The organism is Streptomyces xanthophaeus, from assembly GCF_000725805.1.
GTDB classification, from domain to species: Bacteria; Actinomycetota; Actinomycetes; order Streptomycetales; family Streptomycetaceae; genus Streptomyces; species Streptomyces xanthophaeus.
In genome coordinates, this window is sequence record NZ_JOFT01000046.1 from 81865 (window position 1) to 98049 (window position 16185).

A 16185-nucleotide genomic window follows, 5' to 3' on the forward strand; every position below is an offset into this window, starting at 1 on the left:
GGAGTCAGACAGGGGTTTCCTCTCCTTGATTCGTTTCGGTCTCCGTCGCACCGGGGGCGGGCCGTGTCATGTCCATTGACAGAACATGAACGCAGCCGGAGGCTGAGAGCGCTCTCAGTCGTCAATAGTCAGATCCCCCCACACGAAGGAACGGCATGATCCGCTTAGTCAAAGCACTTGCATCCGGGGTCTCGGCCCTGGCCGTCGCCGCCGGCCTGATGGTCTTCGGACCGTCCGAATCCGCAGAGGCCGTACCAGAAGCCGTACCGGCGACGATCCCGCTGACGATCAAGAACACCTCCGGCCGCAGCGAGCCGGTCTACGTCTACAACCTGGGCACCCTGCTCGCGACGGGCCAGCAGGGCTGGGCCGACGCCAACGGCACGTTCCACCCCTGGCCCGTCGGAGGCAATCCCCCCACCCCCGCCCCCGACGCATCGATCGCGGGTCCGGCGGACGGGCAGACCAAGACGATCCGGATGCCCAAGTTCTCCGGGCGCGTCTACTTCTCCGTCGGCCAGAAGATCGTCTTCAAGCTCAGCACGGGCGGCCTGGTGCAGCCCGCCGTGCAGAACCCCTCGGACCCCAACCGCAACATCCAGTTCAACTGGTCCGAGTACACCCTCAACGACGCCGGCCTGTGGATCAACAGCACCCAGGTCGACATGTTCTCGGCTCCCTACGCGGTGGGCGTCAAGGCGGCCGACGGCACCGTCAGGAACACCGGCCGCCTCAAGCCGGGCGGCTACGCCGCGGTCTTCGCCCAGCTGCGTTCGGCCGGCTGGGGCGGACTGATCCAGAACCGCCCCGACGGTACGCCGCTGCGCGCGCTCTCACCCGGTCACGGCATCGAGGCCGGGGGCATACCGGCGGGCGTCATGAACGACTACATCAACCGGGTCTGGAGCAAGTACAGCTCCTCCACGCTCACCGTGACGCCGTTCGCGAACCAGCCGGGCACCAAGTACTACGGCCGGGTCTCGGGCGACGTCATGCACTTCACCAACGGCTCGGGAGCGGTGGTCACCAGCTTCCGGAAGCCCGACTCCGACAGCGTCTTCGGCTGCTACAAGCTCCTGGACGCACCCAACGACCAGGTCCGCGGCCCGATCTCCCGCACCCTGTGCGCGGGCTTCAACCGGTCGACGCTCCTGACCAACCCCAGCCAACCCGACGCGTACGGCGCGAACTTCTACCGCGACGCCGTCACCAACCACTACTCCCGCATCATCCACGCACAGATGGCCGACGGTAAGGCGTACGGCTTCGCCTTCGACGACGTGGGCGCGCACGAGTCCCTGGTGCACGACGGCAACCCGCAGGAGGCCTTCATGACACTGGAGCCGTTCAACTAAGGGCTGTCCCAGGATGCCGCTCATCGCTCCCGGAGCGGCAGGGCGTCGTCCATCACCTGGAGCAACTTTCCGAGCAGGTGTCGCCTCCTCTAGTCGTATGGAGGAGGCGACACCTTCGATGCCCGACCGGCCGGCGTGCACGGCAGTCCTTGCGGCTGCATCCCAGCAGGTCTGTCAATTCGGCCTTGCGGGCCACGTGCGGGGAGTCTGCTTCCCGCGCACGCGGGGATGACCCCGAGCGAGGAGCGACGCTCCCGGCGCGGAGGTGACGCCCCGGCTTCCCGTGCAAGGACGAGCATCAGGAGCACTGCTTCCGCACGCACGGGGACGACCGGTTGCCCCGCCGAGTCCGCACCCTCCAGGAACAGCCCTCGTACGGGGCGTCCGGGCGGGAGCCCTGAGAACGCCTGAGGCGGGACCCAGTGGGATCGAGTCGGTGGACTACGAATTCCATCACCTGACGAGCTGGTGTGCGTCGCGCAAGAACTCACCGGTGAAGCGGAAGTGGGAATGAACTTTCGGCTGGTCGGGATGGCTGATGTTGAACTGCGCCTGACGGCACTGCACCGGTATCCGCCCCGCCCGGAGACCAGGCGCCACGGCCCCTTGGCCAAGATCACTCTTGCGGGGGCGGGGGCCGGAACGATTGCACGCAAGGACCTGCTGGTCGGCGTCCCTCCCAGTCAGGAGCATGGCTGATTCCTGCAACGCCGTGCACCGCGACGCCGGCCGCGACAGGACCGTCTTCTGTGGGCGGCGCCGCGCCCGGCACAGCACTAGCATTCCGAGCGCGTCCGTGCCGGGCGCCCGTCGCAGGGGGAGGGGAGGGGCGTGCAGTTGGTCGCGAGTGCGAGTGCAAGTGCAAGTGCGAGCCCGGGTGTTGGTGCAGGCGGGGTCGGTCGGGGGGTCGAGATGACCCGGGTGGGTGACCGGTGGCGGGTGACCCGGCCGTGGTCCCCCCAGCTGCGCCCGTTCGTGCACAGCTACGCCGGCTACTGGGAGGCGACGGCCTCGCCCTACCGGGTGAGGCTGGTCCCCACGGGCCGGGCGGTCGTGGTGATCAGCCTGGGGGAGCCGTTCGCCCAGGTCCGCCGGCTGGGGGCGGCAGGCCGGGGTGGCCAGGTGACGGGCTCGCTGGCCGCGGGTCTGGAGGACGGGCCCCGCGTGTGTGACCACCCCGGCGGCCAGGTGGCGATCCGGCTGGAGCTGACCCCGCTGGGCGCCTACCGGCTGTTCGCCGTGCCGATGAGCGAGCTGACCAACAGCGTGGTCGAGCTCCGCGACGTCCTCGGGCCCGAGGCCGGATGGCTGGTGGAGCGGCTGGCGGCCACCGCCGACTGGGGCGCCCGCTTCGACCTGCTGGACTCCGCGTTGGGCGCCCGGCTGGAGCGGGGCCCGCGTCCCGCGCCGGAGGTCGGCCATGCCTGGCGGCTGCTGTCCCGCGCCGGCGGGGCGATCCCGGTCGGCCGGCTCGCGGGAGAAGTGGGCTGGAGCCAGGGCCATTTGGTGCGCCGGTTCACCGAACAGGTCGGCCTGACCCCGAAGGCGTCCGCCCGGGTGCTGCGCTTCCACCGGGCCGTGCGGCTGCTCTCCCGCGAGGGCGCGAACCTCACCGAGGTGACGGAGCGCTGCGGTTTCTACGACCAGGCCCACCTCAACCGGGAGTTCCGTGCCCTGGGCGGGACCACACCCGGTCGGCTGGCCGCCGCCCGGGTGGCGGAGGGGGCCGTCGCCCTGTGAGGGGCGAGGTCAAATTCGTCCAAGCCAGGCCCTGCGCGCGTCGATAGTCTCCCCGTCCGTAGTCGATCAGGCCCCCGGTACGGGGTGGCCTGGCTCAGAGGGGAGTACCCGATGGAAGACCTGCTGCGCGTCCTCGTGGCCGGAGCGCTCACAGGCGGCCTGATCGGTCTGGCGGGGGCCCTCGGCCGACGCAACCGCAGGCGTCGCGAGGGCGGTGACGCGAACGGCCGCTGACGTCCCGCCGCGGGCATCCCCTCGGGCCGGAAGTTACCGGGGGGTAGTCACGGGGCGGGCCGGAAGGTAGCGTCGGCGTCCGAGAAGAGGAGCGCCATGCCTCGTACGTTCACGGTGTCCGACAGCATCGTCGTCCACGCCCGTCCCGCCGACGTCTTCCGGCACGTCTCCGATCCGGCGCGGATGGGGGAGTGGAGCCCGGAGAACCTCGGCGCCACCGTCCACGGAGAGCCCGGGAAGCCCGGGAAGCCCGGAGAGCCCGGGAAGCCCGGGGACATTCGCGTGGGGACGGTGTTCGACGGACGGAACAAGCGCGGGGCCTTCCGCTGGACCACCCGCTGCACCGTGACGGCGGTCGAGGCCGACGCGCTCTTCCGCTTCCGGGTCCACGCCATCGGGGTCCGGCGCCCCCGGCTGCCCGGCCCCATCGCCACCTGGGAGTACCGCTTCGAGCCGGTTCCCGAGGGCACCCGCGTGACGGAGACGTGGACCGACGACCGGCGCGGTTGGCCGGACTTCGCGGCCCACGCCTTCGACCGGGTCGCGACGGGCGGACACTCCTTCGCCGACTTCCAGCGCAGGAACATCCGTACCACTCTGCGCAACCTCAAGCGGGCCCTGGAGCCGGTGTCCGGCACCGCGTGACGCCCCGGCCTGGCGAGATCGGGCGGAACCATGAGACGGCATAGTGCATATGGTCGGATCCTCCCACTGGACCGGTTCCTGGACATGCCGGATGATCACGAGTCGAGGTGCAGGAACGGGTGCCAAGTCGTGCAGGCCTTTGTCACCCGCGACAAAGGAGCCCCTACTCGTGCTTGCAGTCCCCCCACTGTTCTCCCCGATACCGCCCGCCATCCATCCCCGGCACGCCGAGATCGACACCCAGACCGCCGGCTGGGTCGAGGCCTTCGAGATAGGCTCGGCCGACCTCAGGCAGCGCCTGGTGCGGCATCAGATCGGCGTCTTCGCTGCCCGGATCCTGCCCCACGGCCGTGAGGAGGTCGTGCGGATCGTCGCCGACTTCGTGATGTGGCTGTTCGGCGTGGACGACGGCTACTGCGAAGAAGGCGTTCTCGGGCAGCGCCCCGGGGACCTTGCAGGAACGTTGCACCGCCTCCTGCGCGTCGCGCAGAACCCCGAGGCGCCCCTGCTGCTCGACGACCCGCTGGCCGGTGGTCTGCGCGACCTGCGTGCGCGGGTCGACGTCTACGGGACGGACACCCAGGCGGCCCGGTGGGTCGCCTGCCTGCGCGAGTACGCCCTCTCGGTCGTGTGGGAGGCCTCCCACCGCCGTGCGGGCACGGTCCCGAGCCTGTCGGACTACACCCTGATGAGGCTGTACGACGGCGCGACCACGGTCATCTTCCCCCTGCTGCAGATGGCCCACGGATACGAACTCCCGGCCGACGAGGCCGACGACAAGTCCGTCCGGGCCGCCGAGGAGATGGCCTCGTTCGTCATCACCTGGGACAACGACCTCCTCTCCGACCACAAGGAGCGGGCGGGGGAGGGCTATTACCTCAACGTGCTCCGGGTCCTGGAGAGCGACGGCCACAGCCAGCGCGAGGCGATGGCCCTGGCCATCGCCCAACGCGACCGCGTCCTGACCGCGTTCATGCACCTCACCGACCATCTGCGGGCCGTGGGCAGCCCGCAGATGCGGCAGTACACGGCCGGCCTGCGCAGTTTCGTGCGCGGCTCGCTGGACTGGGGCCTGCAGTCCGTCCGTTACACGACCCCGGACGACCCGGCGGAGCTCCCCACCACCGTCGCCGGAACGGCCACCGACGACAGCGCCGAGCCGCTGGGGATCGACGTGGTCGCGTGGTGGTGGAATGTCGTACCGCCGCGCCGCCCGAGCAACCCGGCCCGGCCCCTCGGCCTCACCGGCACGAGGGGCTGACCGGCCGGGGACGCCGGAGCGTCACGTACGGGCGACCACGGTCATGGGGATCGAGTCCGCGTGCGCCACGGCGGAGGCGACCTCCCGCGGGGCGTGACCGGCGACCGGGACGAGCTTCCAGCGGTCCAGGACGGTCGCGATGGCGATGGTCGCCTCCGTCCAGACGAACGCGTCCCCGATGCACTTGCGCGATCCCGCTCCGAACGGAACGTAGGCGCGGCGGCCCGGCCCGGCGGCCTGCCGTTCGGGAAGCCAGCGGTCGGGGTCGAACACGTCCGCGTCCTCGTACAGCGCGGGATCGCGGTGCAGCGCGTACAGGCTGAACGCCACCTCCGTACCGCGGGGCAGGGTCACCCCTGCCAGCACCACCGGCTCGGTGGTCCGCCGCATCAGCAGCGTGACGCCGTGGAGCCGGATCACCTCGTCGATGACGCGGCGTATGCCCGTCAGCTGCGGGACGTGCAGCGCGGTGACGGGACCGTCACCGACCACCCGGCGGACCTCGGCGACGAGTTCCGCCTCCACGTCCGGGCGTCCGGCGAGCTCGTGGAAGGTCCACGCGAGGGTGGCCGCCGTCGTCTCCGCACCGGCGAAGAGGATCGTGGACAGCTCGTCCCGGACGGCCTCGTCCGACAACGTGGTGCCGCTGTCGGGGTCCTGGGCGGCCAGGAGCAGCGACAGCAGGTCGTCGCGGTCCGTGTGTCCCGCCGCGCGGGAAGCGCTGACGACCTCGTCGATGACCGTACGCAGGCTGGCGGCCGCACGGTCGAAGTCCCGGTTGGCGCGTATCGGCAGCCGGTCGAGGAGCTTGGGGGACGCGGCGCGCACCAGCAGGTTGGTCAGCAGCACGGGCAGGTGCCGGCGGACCGCGTCGACGGCCGGGCGGCCGATCTCGGTGGAGAACAGCGTCCGTGACAGGGTCTCGACGGCGTACCCGGCCATGGCCGGTTCGAGGTCGATGACATCGCCGGGCTTCCAGGAATCGACGAGCTCCCGGGCGCTGCTGCTCATGATCTCGGAGTACCCGGCGATGCGCTCGCGGGAGAACATGGGCTGGATCATGCGGCGGTGGCGCCGGTGGAGCTCCCCGCCGGAGTTCGCCAGGCCGTTGCCCGCCAGGGGCCGGAGCCGGTCGAAGAAGCGCCCCTTCTCGAACCGGCCGGCCTGTTCGACGGTGACCTCGTGCACGAGGCCGGGCGTGGTCACCACGTACATCGGCATGGTGCCCAGGTCGACCCGCACGAGGTCCCCGTGCTCGCGCAGGGAGGAGAGGAACCCGAGCGGGTCCCGCCACAGGGACAGGGCGTGGCCGAGGAGGGGTACGGCTCCTGGCACCCGGGGAACGGACTTGAGTGAGCGCACTTCAGCTGCTGACGACATGCCTGGGGGTCCTTTCGGCGGGGGTTGCGCAGAACAGGATCCCCCGCCTCCGCCCGGGAGGGAGCGGCGGCCCCGGGACCCGGCCGCCCGTCTCACCAGGCAAGATCGATATCAGCCAAGTACGGCTGGTGTCCGCACCAGTTGACGGGGCCTGGACGCGGGCGGGACACCGGACGACTGTAAGCTGCGCGGTGCTGACTCTTCGTCACTCTCAGTGCGGGCTCGCCCCAAGCCTTAAGAGTCCCCCCGTTCCTGCCCGGAGGCCACGTGACCACCCCATCCCTCGACCCGACCCGTACCTCGGACGCCGCCGCCCGAGGCTGCCCGATGCACGCGCGCCCGCTCTACGGAGCCGAGGCGGAGTCGCAGCCGTACGCCCTCTACGAGCAACTGCGGGCGGAACACGGAGTAGTGGCCCCCGTGGGGCTGTACGGGGACGTACCCGCCTGGCTCGTGCTCGGCCACCGGGAGAACCTGGAGGTGATGCGTTCGCGGAACTTCTCCTCCGACTCCCGCAACTGGCACGCCATCCAGAACGGCACCCTCGCCCCGGACTCGCCCCTGCGGCCCATCACGGCCTGGCAGTCGCTGGTGGCGCTGACGGACGGCGCGGAGCACGCCCGGCTTCGCGAGGCGGTGACGGACAGTCTGGGACGCGTCGACAAGCACCGGATGCGCCGGTACATCGTCCGCTACGCCACCCAGCTGATCGACGACTTCGCGGGGAAGGGCCGCGCGGACCTCGTCGCCGACTTCTCGCGGAAGCTGCCGGCCCTCGTGATCTGCCAGCAGCTCGGCATACCCCAGGCCGACGCCCTGGCCATGGGACAGGCCGTCTCCGACATGATCAGCGGCGGTGCGGCCGCGCTGGCCGGCAACGACCTGGTGGTCCGCACCGTGCAGGAGCTGGTGAGGAGCCGCAAGCAGAACCCCCGTGAGGACGTGGCCAGCTGGCTGGTGGCCCATCCCCAGGGCCTGAGCGAGGAGGAGGTCTGCCAGCACCTGCGGCTGCTCCTGGTCGGCGCGCTGGAGCCGACGGCGAATCTGATCGCGAACACGCTGCGGCTGGTCCTGACCGACTCGCGCTTCCGCGGGAACCTCTCGGGCGGCCAGATGACGCTGCCGGACGCGCTGGAGCAGGTGCTGTGGGACCACCCCCCGCTCGCCGTGGTGCCGACCCGCTGGGCCAAGGACGAGACGGACATCGGTGGCACCCGGATCGCGGCGGGCGACATGGTGATGCTCGGCCTGGCGGCCGGGAACGTCGACCCGGCGATCCGCCCCGACAGCACCACGGCCGTGCACGGCAACCGCTCGCACCTGGCCTTCGGTGCCGGGTCCCACGAATGCCCCGGCCAGGACCTCGGCCGGGCCATTGCGGAGACCGGCATCGACCTGCTCCTGGAGCGCGTGCCGGACCTGACCCTGGCCGTCGAGGACGAGCAGTTGCAGGTCGTCGGCACGTGGATGTCGCGCCGTCTGACCGGTCTGCCGGTCGTCTTCAAGCCCCGCGCGCAGGAGCGGCCCGCAGCGGCCGTCGCGCGGCCCGTGCAGGAGGCGGTGCAGGGCCAGGCCGCCGCCGAGGCGCCGCAGCGGAGCCGCCGCTCCTGGCTGTTCTGGCGCCGCCGCCGGTAGCAGCCGGGAGCAGCGCGAGCGGCTCCGGTGGGGAGGCGGGCGCGCCCCGCCTCCCCACCGGACCGGGCCGGTGAGGAGGCGCGGTCCGTGCGCGGCACGGGCGTGGGGCGGGGCGGTCCGTGCGCGGCGCGGGGCGTGCGCCGCGGGGCGGGTCCGTACGCGCCGGTCCGGGCCGCATCGTGGTCGAGGGGTGTGCGGTCAGGCCGCGGGCTTGCCGGGCTGGTCGTGGGTCGAGCAGTGGATGCCGCCGCCGCCGGAGGCGATCGTGTCGATCTGGACCGGTACGACGTCCCGCTTGGGGAAGTGCTCCCGCAGGATGCCCCGTGCCCGGTCGTCGGCCTTGCCGTCCCCGAACCTGGGCATGAAGACGGCGTCGTTGGCCACGTAGAAGTTGGCGTACGTCGATACGAAGTCGTCGCCCTCGCCCGTGATCCGGTCCAGGTCGGGCTGCGGCAGGTCGATGACCTCGAAGCGCCTTCCGCGGGCGTCCGTCGTCTTCGACAGGACGGACTTCGCCTGGTCGGCGGAGCGCGACCAGGAGTCGGCCGGGGTGGAGGGGTGCGCCCGGTCCAGGAGGACGACGCCGGGGGCGGTGAACCGTACGAGGCTGTCCACGTGGGCGTCGGTGATGTCCTCGCCGCGCACGCCGGCCAGCCAGACGACCTTCTCGACGCCGAGGGTCTGCTTGAGCTCCGCCTCGATGGCGTCCCGGCTCTTGCCCCGGTTGCGGTTGTCGTTGACGATCGAGCTCTCCGTGATCAGCAGGGTGCCCTCGCCGTCGGTCTCGAAGGAGCCGCCCTCGGCGACGAGGGGCGCCTGGACCCGGGGGATCCCGTACCTCTGGAGCACGGTGCGGCCGACCGCACCGTCGTTCTTGTGTTCCTGCTTGTTGCCCCAGCCGTTGAAGTTGAAGTCGACGCCGACGACCTTGCCGCCCTCCTCGACGAAGACGGGAACGGTGTCGCGCGCCCAGAGGTCGTCGACGGCCAGCGGGATCACCTCGACCTGGTTGCCGCAGGCCCGCTGGGCCGCGTCCACCTGATCGGGCCGGGCCATCATGACGACCGCCTCGTACTCCCCGACGGCGCGGGCGATCCGCGCGATGTCCTCGCGTACGTAGCGCAGGTCCTCCGCCCAGACGGAGGTCAGCGCGGGCCAGGCCATGAAGGTGCGGGTGTGGCTCTCCCACTCGGCGCCGAGGCGGCGCTTGCCGTCGGCCGCGGCGGACGGCGAGGAGCCGGGGGTGGCGCCTGCCTGGGCTCCGGACCCGGAGGGGCCGCAGGCCGAGGAGCCGGCGAAGACGGCGCCGATACCGGCGAGGGCACGAAGGACGGTCCGACGGGTGGGGGGCAGGAAGGACACGGGGAACTCCGATCGTGGGCTGGCGGAAGGTGCATCCGGCCAGGGCAGGCGCGAGATGTGACGTAGGCGGGCAAACCAGGCCCCACGTAACAAGGGTGCGCGCTCCGCACCGCGAACGGCCGCTCTGCACGGAGAGTGATGCGGCCTCGTGTCGCCACTGTGGCACTGACTGGAAATTCAGTCAATTCGGAGAGGAGAGGCAACCCAGTCGCTCCATTTCGACTCCGATCGCCTCGCGCAGCAGCCTGTGGGCGTGTCCGAGGGGGAGCAGGCCGCTGAGCCAGCGGACGCTGAGCCCCTCCAGCAGGGCCGTCAGCCGCTCCGCGGCGGCCGTGACGGCGCCGGGCGGCGCGGCGGGGCACACCTCGGCGAGGTGGCCCGCGACCTCCGCCACCCAGGCCGCGCCCGCCGCGGCGAGCTCGTCGCGCAGTTCCGGATCGAAGACCGAGTGGGCCCGCAGCTCGCCCCAGGCGGTGCTGTTCTCGCGGACCTCGGGCAGGTCCTGGAACTCCAGCAGCAGGGTCCGCTCCAGGAGTTCCCGCGGGTCGGAGGGGCGGGCGGCGGCCGCGCCGTCCCCGGTGGCGGTGTAGCGGTCCGCCCGGTCCCCGATGAAGGCCAGGGCGTGCCGCAGGATGCCGGGCCGGTCCTTGAAGTGGTAGTAGATCAGGGCGGTGGACACGCCGGCCTCGGCCGCCAGGTCGGCCACCCGGAGCCCCCGGACTCCCTGACGCGCGATGACCCGCGCGGCGCTCGTGAGGATCGCTCTTCTGCGGTCGGTCACTGTGTGCTCCCTTCCCGGTCGTGTGCGTCTCGCATTGTCACACATTGACTGAAAATTTAGTTAGCGGCACGATGCGTTCAGGCCGTTGCCGCATCGTCGAAAGAGCCACCGCATGTCCGACCGACTTCCCGGCGTACCGTCCAGCCCCACGGCGCTGACCGCCGACGACCCCCACGAGATCGGCGGCTACCGCCTCCACGCCCGGCTCGGCTCCGGCGGCATGGGAGTGGTCTACCTGGCCCACACCCCCGGTGGCCGCCCCATCGCGCTGAAGGCCGTCCGCAGGGAGTTCGCCGCGGATCCCGAGTTCCGCGAGCGGTTCGCCCAGGAGGTGGCCAGTGCCCGCCGGATCCACGGGCTGTTCACCGCGCAGGTGGTCGACTCCGGGGTCGACGACCGCACGCCGTGGCTCGCCACCGCCTACGTGCCCGGTCCCTCGCTGCACGAGGTGGTGCGACGGCACGGGCCGCTGCCGACCCGCACGGTCCTGCTGCTCGTCGCGGGCATCGCCGAGGCGCTCGACGCCATCCACCGGGCGGGCGTCGTCCACCGTGACCTCAAGCCCGCCAACGTGCTGGTCGCGGGCGACGGTCCTCGCGTGATCGACTTCGGCATCGCGCGCGCGGCGGACGCCGCCGCCCTCACCGGTACGGGGCTGCGGATCGGCACCGCGGCCTTCATGGCACCGGAGCAGGCGCTGGGCCACCAGGTGACACCGGCCACCGACGTCTTCGCGCTCGGCGCGCTGGCCGGGTACGTGGCGGGCGGGGTCCCGCCCTTCGGGGACGGGCCCGAGTCCAGCGCCCTGTACCGGGTGGTGCACGAGCACCCCGACCTCAGCCGCGTACCCCCTGACCTGCACGACCTGCTCTCGTGGTGCCTGGCCAAACATCCCGGGGAGCGTCCCTCGACCGCACAGCTGATCGCCTTCGTGCACGCGCACCCCGCCGTGGGTCCGCGGCCGGAGTTCACCGACGGCTGGCTGCCCCGCCCTGTCCGGGACGAGGTCGGGGTCCAGGTCCCGGGGGAGGAGGGCCCGCCCGCCCCGGTACACCTCCAGGCGACCGGAGCAGCCCCCGCGGCCCCGCCCCCGGCCCCCGCGGCTCCGCACCCGGCGCCCGCGGTCCCGTTCCCGGCGCCCGTTCCCGCCGCCCCGCACCGGGTGCCCACGACCTCGTACCCGGCAGCCCCGCAGCCCGCCGCCCCGGCACCGGGGCCCGCTCCCGGGCGCCGGGCCCTTGACCGCGGCCGGCGGCGACGCCTGCCACGGACGGTCCTGGCGGTCGCCGTCACCCTGCTGGCCTGCGCCGCGGGCGTGTACTACCTGGACGATCCCGCGGGGCGGACGGCGGGCGGCGACGAGGGTCCCGCTCCCCGGCCGGCCCCGCCCACGGCCGCCCACGGGTACCGGCCCGGATACGTGCAGACCGAGCTCACCGCGCCCGGCTCCGGCTACGAGTTCGACCTGAGGGCAGGGAAGGTGGTGCCCGCGGAGGCGGCCGCCTGGTACCTGGCGGCCGACGGGCGGGAGTTCCTGCCGTCCGAGGAGTCGGACGCCTTCGTGTCCGACTCCGACGGGCTGGACCCGGAGGGCTGCGTGCGGGGCATCGAGACGCGTCCGGCCGCCGCCCTGCCCTTCGGGGCGCTCGAAAAGCGCCGTCCGTTCTGCGTCCGCAGTCCCGACCGGAGCGAGATCGCGATCGTCCGGCTCGTCGGCGCGGCAGCCGACGGCTCCGTCACGATCGTCGTGGATCTGTACCACCGGAGCTGAGGCCCCTCGCCCTGGGGCGGGGGCCGTCGGTGTTCCCGGCCGCATCCGAAGGCTTGACTGAATTTTCAGTTAGCGCAAGGATGCCGAGTCATCCGGCCCCCTTCCCCTCAGGGAGATCCCATGGACACCCCCCGCGCCACCCGCCGCCGACTGCTCCGGCTCGGAGCGGCGGCGCTCCCGCTCGTCGCCCTCGGCCCCGTCCTCCCCTCCGCGGTGAACGCGGCCCCCGCCCCCGCCCCGGCCCCCGCCGACGGTTCCCCGGTCCTGCGGATGCCGGCGGAGACCGACCGCCATGTCCGTACCTACATGGCCTGGCCCGCCCTCTCCTCGGTGTGGGGCGACAAGCTCGACGCGGTACGCGGCGACATCGCCGACGTCGCGTACGAGATATCCCGCTTCGAGCCGGTCGTGATGCTGGCCCGCCCCGGTCAGGCCGCCGATGCCCGCCACCGCTGCGGGCGCGGTGCCCGCCACGCCGTCGACGTCATCGAGATCCCCGTCGACGACCTGTGGATCCGGGACTTCGGCCCCACCTTCGTCGTGGGCCCGGGCGCCGTCGCCGGGGTGGACACCCGCTTCAACGGCTGGGGCAAGACCGGCACGCCGTACGCGCAGCCGTTCGCGAACGACGCTGCCGCGGCCGGGATCCTCCTCGACGAGTACGGGGTGCGCCGGATCCCGGCGGGGTTCGTCGGCGAGGGCGGCTCGCTGGAGACCGACGGCGAGGGGACCCTGCTGGCCACGGTCAGCTCGCTGGTGAACGCCAACCGCAATCCGGGCATGAGCCAGGAGCAGGTGGAGCAGACCCTGAAATCCGGGCTCGGCATCGACAAGGTCATCTGGGTGCCGGGTCTGGCCGGCCAGGACATCACCGACTGCCACATCGACTGCCTGGCCCGCTTCACCGCCCCGGGACGGATCATCCTCGACAAGCCCGGAGCCGGCGCGGACCGCAAGTGGACCGCCGTCTACGAGGAGACCAGGCGGATCCTGGAAAGCGCCACCGACGCCCGCGGCCGCAGGCTCGCCGTCACGGAACTCACGGGCCCCGACCGCCGCCTCATCCGCGGCGGGGGAGCGGAGTTCCTGTCCAGCTACACCAACTACTACACGGCGAACGGCGCGGTTCTCGTGCCGCAGTTCGGCGACGGCCGTGCCGACGCGCTGGCCCACGACGTCCTGCAGGCCGCCTACCCCGACCGGCAGGTGGTCCGGATCGGCATCGACAACATCGCCGCCGGGGGCGGCGGCATCCACTGCGCCACCCAGTCGCACCCGGCCGTACCACCGACGGCCTGATGTCCACCGGGCCCCGGCGGCCGGAAGCCGCGGAACGCGCCGGTAAAGTGCGGGGCATGGCGTCTCGCAGCACTCAGATCCTCGAAGCGGCCGCACGGGTGATCGCCCGGCGCGGGGTCCGCGGGCTGCGCGTGGAGGAGCTCGCGGCCGAAGCCGGCGTCTCCACCGCCCTGATCTACTACCACTTCAAGGACCGTACGGGGGTCCTGCGTCAGACCCTCGAGTTCATCAACGACCGCGCCGAGCGCTACACCACCGACCGCTCTCCGGACGATCCGCCGCTCTCCCCTCGGGAGGAGCTGGAGGAAACGCTCCTGCTGGAGCTCCAGGACACGGCGGAGGTGCGGGAGAACAGCTCGGCCTGGGGTGAACTGCGGGCCAGCGCCGTGTTCGACGAGGTGCTGCGCGAAGACCTCGCCCGAGCCACCCTGGTGTGGGTCCAGGAGGTCGCGGCCCTGCTGGGCCAGGTCCAGCCGATGGCGCCGGCCTCGTCGCTCGCCGCCGCCGCCGAACGGCTCACCGCCCTCCTGGAGGGCCTCAGCATGCGCTGGCTCAGCGGCGGCACCAAGATCGGACACGCGCGCGAGCTCATGCGCGGTGCCATCGACGCAGAACTGGCCGGGCTCCGGCAGAGCTGACTCACCCGTCCGACCCCCGTGATGCGGGGCGGCCGGGGCCCACGCGCGCCCGTCCCCTGACGTCGTCCGGACTCTTCCCGGTGGCCGGGACCTTTCGCCGCCTCATCTATTGACTGAATTTTCAGTCAATGCCAGAGTGGGGATCAGAGCCGCCGCCGGCCTTCAGGGCCCGCTCCGGCCCTCCCCGCAGGCCTCCCGCCTCCCTGTACCGCCGCACCGGCCGTATCCGGCCATGTCCTTCGTTGCGACACCCCCGTCCCCCCTTTGCGCACAGCGCACCTGGGCGGCGGGGTTCCGGCCCCCGTGGCCCGCCTCGCCCGCCCTCCGGAGGAACTGATGATCACGAACCAATCCGCAGACCCCGGCACAGGCCGGGCTGCCCGGGTGGGATACCGGTGGGCGCCATGCCCCTGACTCCCACCGAACGGGACCGGCTCCTGCTGTTCACCGCCGCCCAGCTCGCCCGCACCCGCCACGCGCGGGGCCTGCAGCTCAACGTCCCGGAGGCGACCGCCGTGATCGCCGACACCGTCTGCGAGGCGGCGCGCGACGGCCTCCGCCTCGCGGACGCCCTCGAACGGGGCCGTACCGTCCTCGGCCCGCACGATGTCCTGCCGGGCGTCGCCGACATCGTGACCGAGGTGATGGTCGAGGCGGTGTTCGAGGACGGCACCCGGCTCGCGGCCGTCAGCGAGCCCTTCGGGGCGCACCCCCGTGACGAGGGAGCGCCGGGCGCCGTGCTGCCGGCCGCGGACACCGTCGAGGCCCTCGCGCCCGTCCTGGTCCTCGCCGTGCACAACACCGCGACGGTCCCGATCAGCGTGACCTCGCACTTCCACTTCTTCGAGGCCAACCCGCGCCTGGACTTCGACCGCGTCGCCGCGTACGGGATGCGCCTGGCCGTCCCCGCGGGGTCCTCCACCCGCTTCGACTCCGGTGCCACCGTCGAGGTGGGCCTCGTCCCGATCGGCGGCGACCGCATCGCGATCGGCTTCGCCGGGCTGGTCGACGGCCCGCTCGATGCCCCCGGCATGCAGGAGGAAGCCCTCCGCAAGGCCGCAGCCTGCGGCTACCTCGGCGCGGGCACCTCGGAAGGAGCCCCGGCATGAGCAGGCCGACCCGGCACAGCGACCACTGTGCCCCCGGCAGCCGGCATATCGACCCGCACGAGTATGCGGCGGTGCACGGTCCGAGGGCCGGGGACCGGGTGCGCCTCGGGGATTCGGGACTGGTCGTGCGGGTGGAGTCCGACGCGCAGAAGCCGGGCGACGAGTTCCTGGCGGGTTTCGGTAAGACGGCGCGTGACGGTCTGCACCTGAAGGCGGCGGCGGTCCGGGAGACCTGTGACGTCGTGATCAGCAATGTGCTGGTGATCGATGCGGTCCTGGGCATCCGGAAGGTGTCGATCGGTATCGGGGTCGACGTGGTCGTCGGCACCGGTACGACCATGATCTCGGGCGAGGGCCTGATCGCCACCGCGGGCGCCGTGGACACCCACGTGCACCTGCTCTCCCCGCGGATCATGGAAGCTTCCCTCGCCAGCGGCGTGACCACGATCATCGGCCAGGAGATCGGCCCGAGCTGGGGTGTGGGGGTCAACTCCCCGTGGGCGCTGAAGCACGGGTTCAACGCCTTCGACGCGTGGCCGGTGAACATCGGGTTCCTGGCCCGGGGTTCGTCTTCGGACGCGGCGCCGCTGGTCGAGGCGCTCGCCGAGGGTGGTGCTTCCGGTTTCAAGGTGCACGAGGACATGGGTGCGCACACGCGGGCGCTGGACACGGCGCTGCGGGTGGCGGAGGAGTACGACGTGCAGGTGGCCCTGCACAGGGCGGACGATCCATGCCTTCCACATCGAGGGCTGCGGCGGCGGTCACGTGCCGAACGTGTTGAAGATGGCGGGTGTGCCGAATGTGATCGGTTCTTCCACCAATCCGACGCTGCCGTTCGGGCGGGACGCGGTGGCCGAGCACTACGGCATGATCGTTTCGGTCCATGACCTGAAGCCGGACCTGCCGGGGGATGCGGCGATGGCCCGGGACCGGATCCGGGCCGGGACGATGGGGGCCGAGGACGTCCTGCACGAC

The 16185-nt window shown here is 72.2% G+C and carries 13 protein-coding genes and 1 pseudogene; 11 read left to right on the top strand and 3 right to left on the bottom strand.

The genetic code is table 11. From position 1 onward, the window contains the following. Window positions 1-155: 155 nt before the first annotated feature. The 5 genes from IO30_RS0125480 to IO30_RS0125505 all read left to right on the top strand — a co-directional run bounded on the left by IO30_RS0125480 (window position 156) and on the right by IO30_RS0125505 (window position 5235). On the top strand, window positions 156-1355 hold the full coding sequence (locus IO30_RS0125480; RefSeq protein ID WP_031146524.1) for a glycoside hydrolase family 64 protein: 1200 nt from the start codon (window positions 156-158) through the stop codon (window positions 1353-1355). A 912-nt stretch (window positions 1356-2267) separates the two neighbouring features. Then, entirely contained in the window at window positions 2268-3095 is an 828-nt protein-coding gene (locus IO30_RS0125490; protein WP_031146527.1) for a helix-turn-helix transcriptional regulator, read from the top strand. Window positions 3096-3206: 111 nt separating this feature from the next. After that, window positions 3207-3329, top strand: a complete 123-nt coding sequence (locus tag IO30_RS47685) for a hypothetical protein (RefSeq protein ID WP_267886473.1) — start codon at window positions 3207-3209, stop codon at window positions 3327-3329. Window positions 3330-3425: 96 nt separating this feature from the next. Beyond that, window positions 3426-3974, top strand: coding sequence for an SRPBCC family protein (locus tag IO30_RS0125500; RefSeq protein WP_031146529.1), 549 nt, complete (start codon window positions 3426-3428; stop codon window positions 3972-3974). 169 nt (window positions 3975-4143) lie between these two features. Then, the gene (locus IO30_RS0125505; RefSeq protein ID WP_037895098.1) at window positions 4144-5235 is read left to right on the top strand and encodes a selina-4(15),7(11)-diene synthase; all 1092 of its coding nucleotides are present in this window, start codon (window positions 4144-4146) and stop codon (window positions 5233-5235) included. Between the two features lie 21 nt (window positions 5236-5256). On the opposite strand, the gene IO30_RS0125510 is transcribed toward IO30_RS0125505, so the two are convergent. Then, window positions 5257-6615 (bottom strand): cytochrome P450, encoded by a 1359-nt coding sequence (locus tag IO30_RS0125510; RefSeq protein WP_031146532.1) that lies wholly within the window; start codon window positions 6613-6615, stop codon window positions 5257-5259. A gap of 267 nt (window positions 6616-6882) precedes the next feature. On the opposite strand from IO30_RS0125510, the gene IO30_RS0125515 reads away from it, so the two are divergent. After that, complete coding sequence (locus tag IO30_RS0125515) at window positions 6883-8250, top strand: cytochrome P450 (RefSeq protein WP_199921078.1); 1368 nt, start codon at window positions 6883-6885, stop codon at window positions 8248-8250. A 198-nt stretch (window positions 8251-8448) separates the two neighbouring features. Here IO30_RS0125515 and IO30_RS0125520 read toward each other — a convergent pair whose 3' ends face one another. After that, the gene (locus IO30_RS0125520; RefSeq protein ID WP_031146535.1) at window positions 8449-9612 is read right to left on the bottom strand and encodes an agmatine deiminase family protein; all 1164 of its coding nucleotides are present in this window, start codon (window positions 9610-9612) and stop codon (window positions 8449-8451) included. 181 nt (window positions 9613-9793) lie between these two features. Next, the gene (locus IO30_RS0125525; protein ID WP_031146536.1) at window positions 9794-10393 is read right to left on the bottom strand and encodes a TetR/AcrR family transcriptional regulator; all 600 of its coding nucleotides are present in this window, start codon (window positions 10391-10393) and stop codon (window positions 9794-9796) included. A 112-nt stretch (window positions 10394-10505) separates the two neighbouring features. Between IO30_RS0125525 and IO30_RS44830 the strand changes: the two genes are divergently transcribed. From IO30_RS44830 to IO30_RS40810, 5 genes and pseudogenes are all read left to right on the top strand, one after another. Continuing rightward, the gene (locus IO30_RS44830; RefSeq protein ID WP_051902589.1) at window positions 10506-12164 is read left to right on the top strand and encodes a serine/threonine-protein kinase; all 1659 of its coding nucleotides are present in this window, start codon (window positions 10506-10508) and stop codon (window positions 12162-12164) included. A 120-nt stretch (window positions 12165-12284) separates the two neighbouring features. After that, entirely contained in the window at window positions 12285-13463 is a 1179-nt protein-coding gene (locus tag IO30_RS0125535; protein ID WP_031146540.1) for an agmatine deiminase family protein, read from the top strand. Between the two features lie 56 nt (window positions 13464-13519). Next, entirely contained in the window at window positions 13520-14101 is a 582-nt protein-coding gene (locus IO30_RS0125540; protein WP_031146542.1) for a TetR/AcrR family transcriptional regulator, read from the top strand. A gap of 404 nt (window positions 14102-14505) precedes the next feature. Continuing rightward, complete coding sequence (gene ureA / locus IO30_RS0125545) at window positions 14506-15210, top strand: urease subunit gamma (RefSeq protein ID WP_031146544.1); 705 nt, start codon at window positions 14506-14508, stop codon at window positions 15208-15210. Further along, window positions 15207-16185 (top strand): annotated as a pseudogene (locus tag IO30_RS40810) (amidohydrolase family protein); the annotation flags it as partial. The gene ureA and the pseudogene IO30_RS40810, both read left to right, overlap by 4 nt.

What these genes read in the sequence shown, in the direction of transcription:
- IO30_RS0125480 (WP_031146524.1), top strand. Translation starts at nt 156, where the DNA reads ATGATCCGCTTAGTCAAAGCACTTGCATCCGGGGTCTCGGCCCTGGCC.
- IO30_RS0125490 (WP_031146527.1), top strand. Translation starts at nt 2,268, where the DNA reads ATGACCCGGGTGGGTGACCGGTGGCGGGTGACCCGGCCGTGGTCCCCC.
- IO30_RS47685 (WP_267886473.1), top strand. Translation starts at nt 3,207, where the DNA reads ATGGAAGACCTGCTGCGCGTCCTCGTGGCCGGAGCGCTCACAGGCGGC.
- IO30_RS0125500 (WP_031146529.1), top strand. Translation starts at nt 3,426, where the DNA reads ATGCCTCGTACGTTCACGGTGTCCGACAGCATCGTCGTCCACGCCCGT.
- IO30_RS0125510 (WP_031146532.1), bottom strand. Translation starts at nt 6,615, where the DNA reads ATGTCGTCAGCAGCTGAAGTGCGCTCACTCAAGTCCGTTCCCCGGGTG.
- IO30_RS44830 (WP_051902589.1), top strand. Translation starts at nt 10,506, where the DNA reads ATGTCCGACCGACTTCCCGGCGTACCGTCCAGCCCCACGGCGCTGACC.
- IO30_RS0125535 (WP_031146540.1), top strand. Translation starts at nt 12,285, where the DNA reads ATGGACACCCCCCGCGCCACCCGCCGCCGACTGCTCCGGCTCGGAGCG.
- IO30_RS0125540 (WP_031146542.1), top strand. Translation starts at nt 13,520, where the DNA reads ATGGCGTCTCGCAGCACTCAGATCCTCGAAGCGGCCGCACGGGTGATC.
- ureA (WP_031146544.1), top strand. Translation starts at nt 14,506, where the DNA reads ATGCCCCTGACTCCCACCGAACGGGACCGGCTCCTGCTGTTCACCGCC.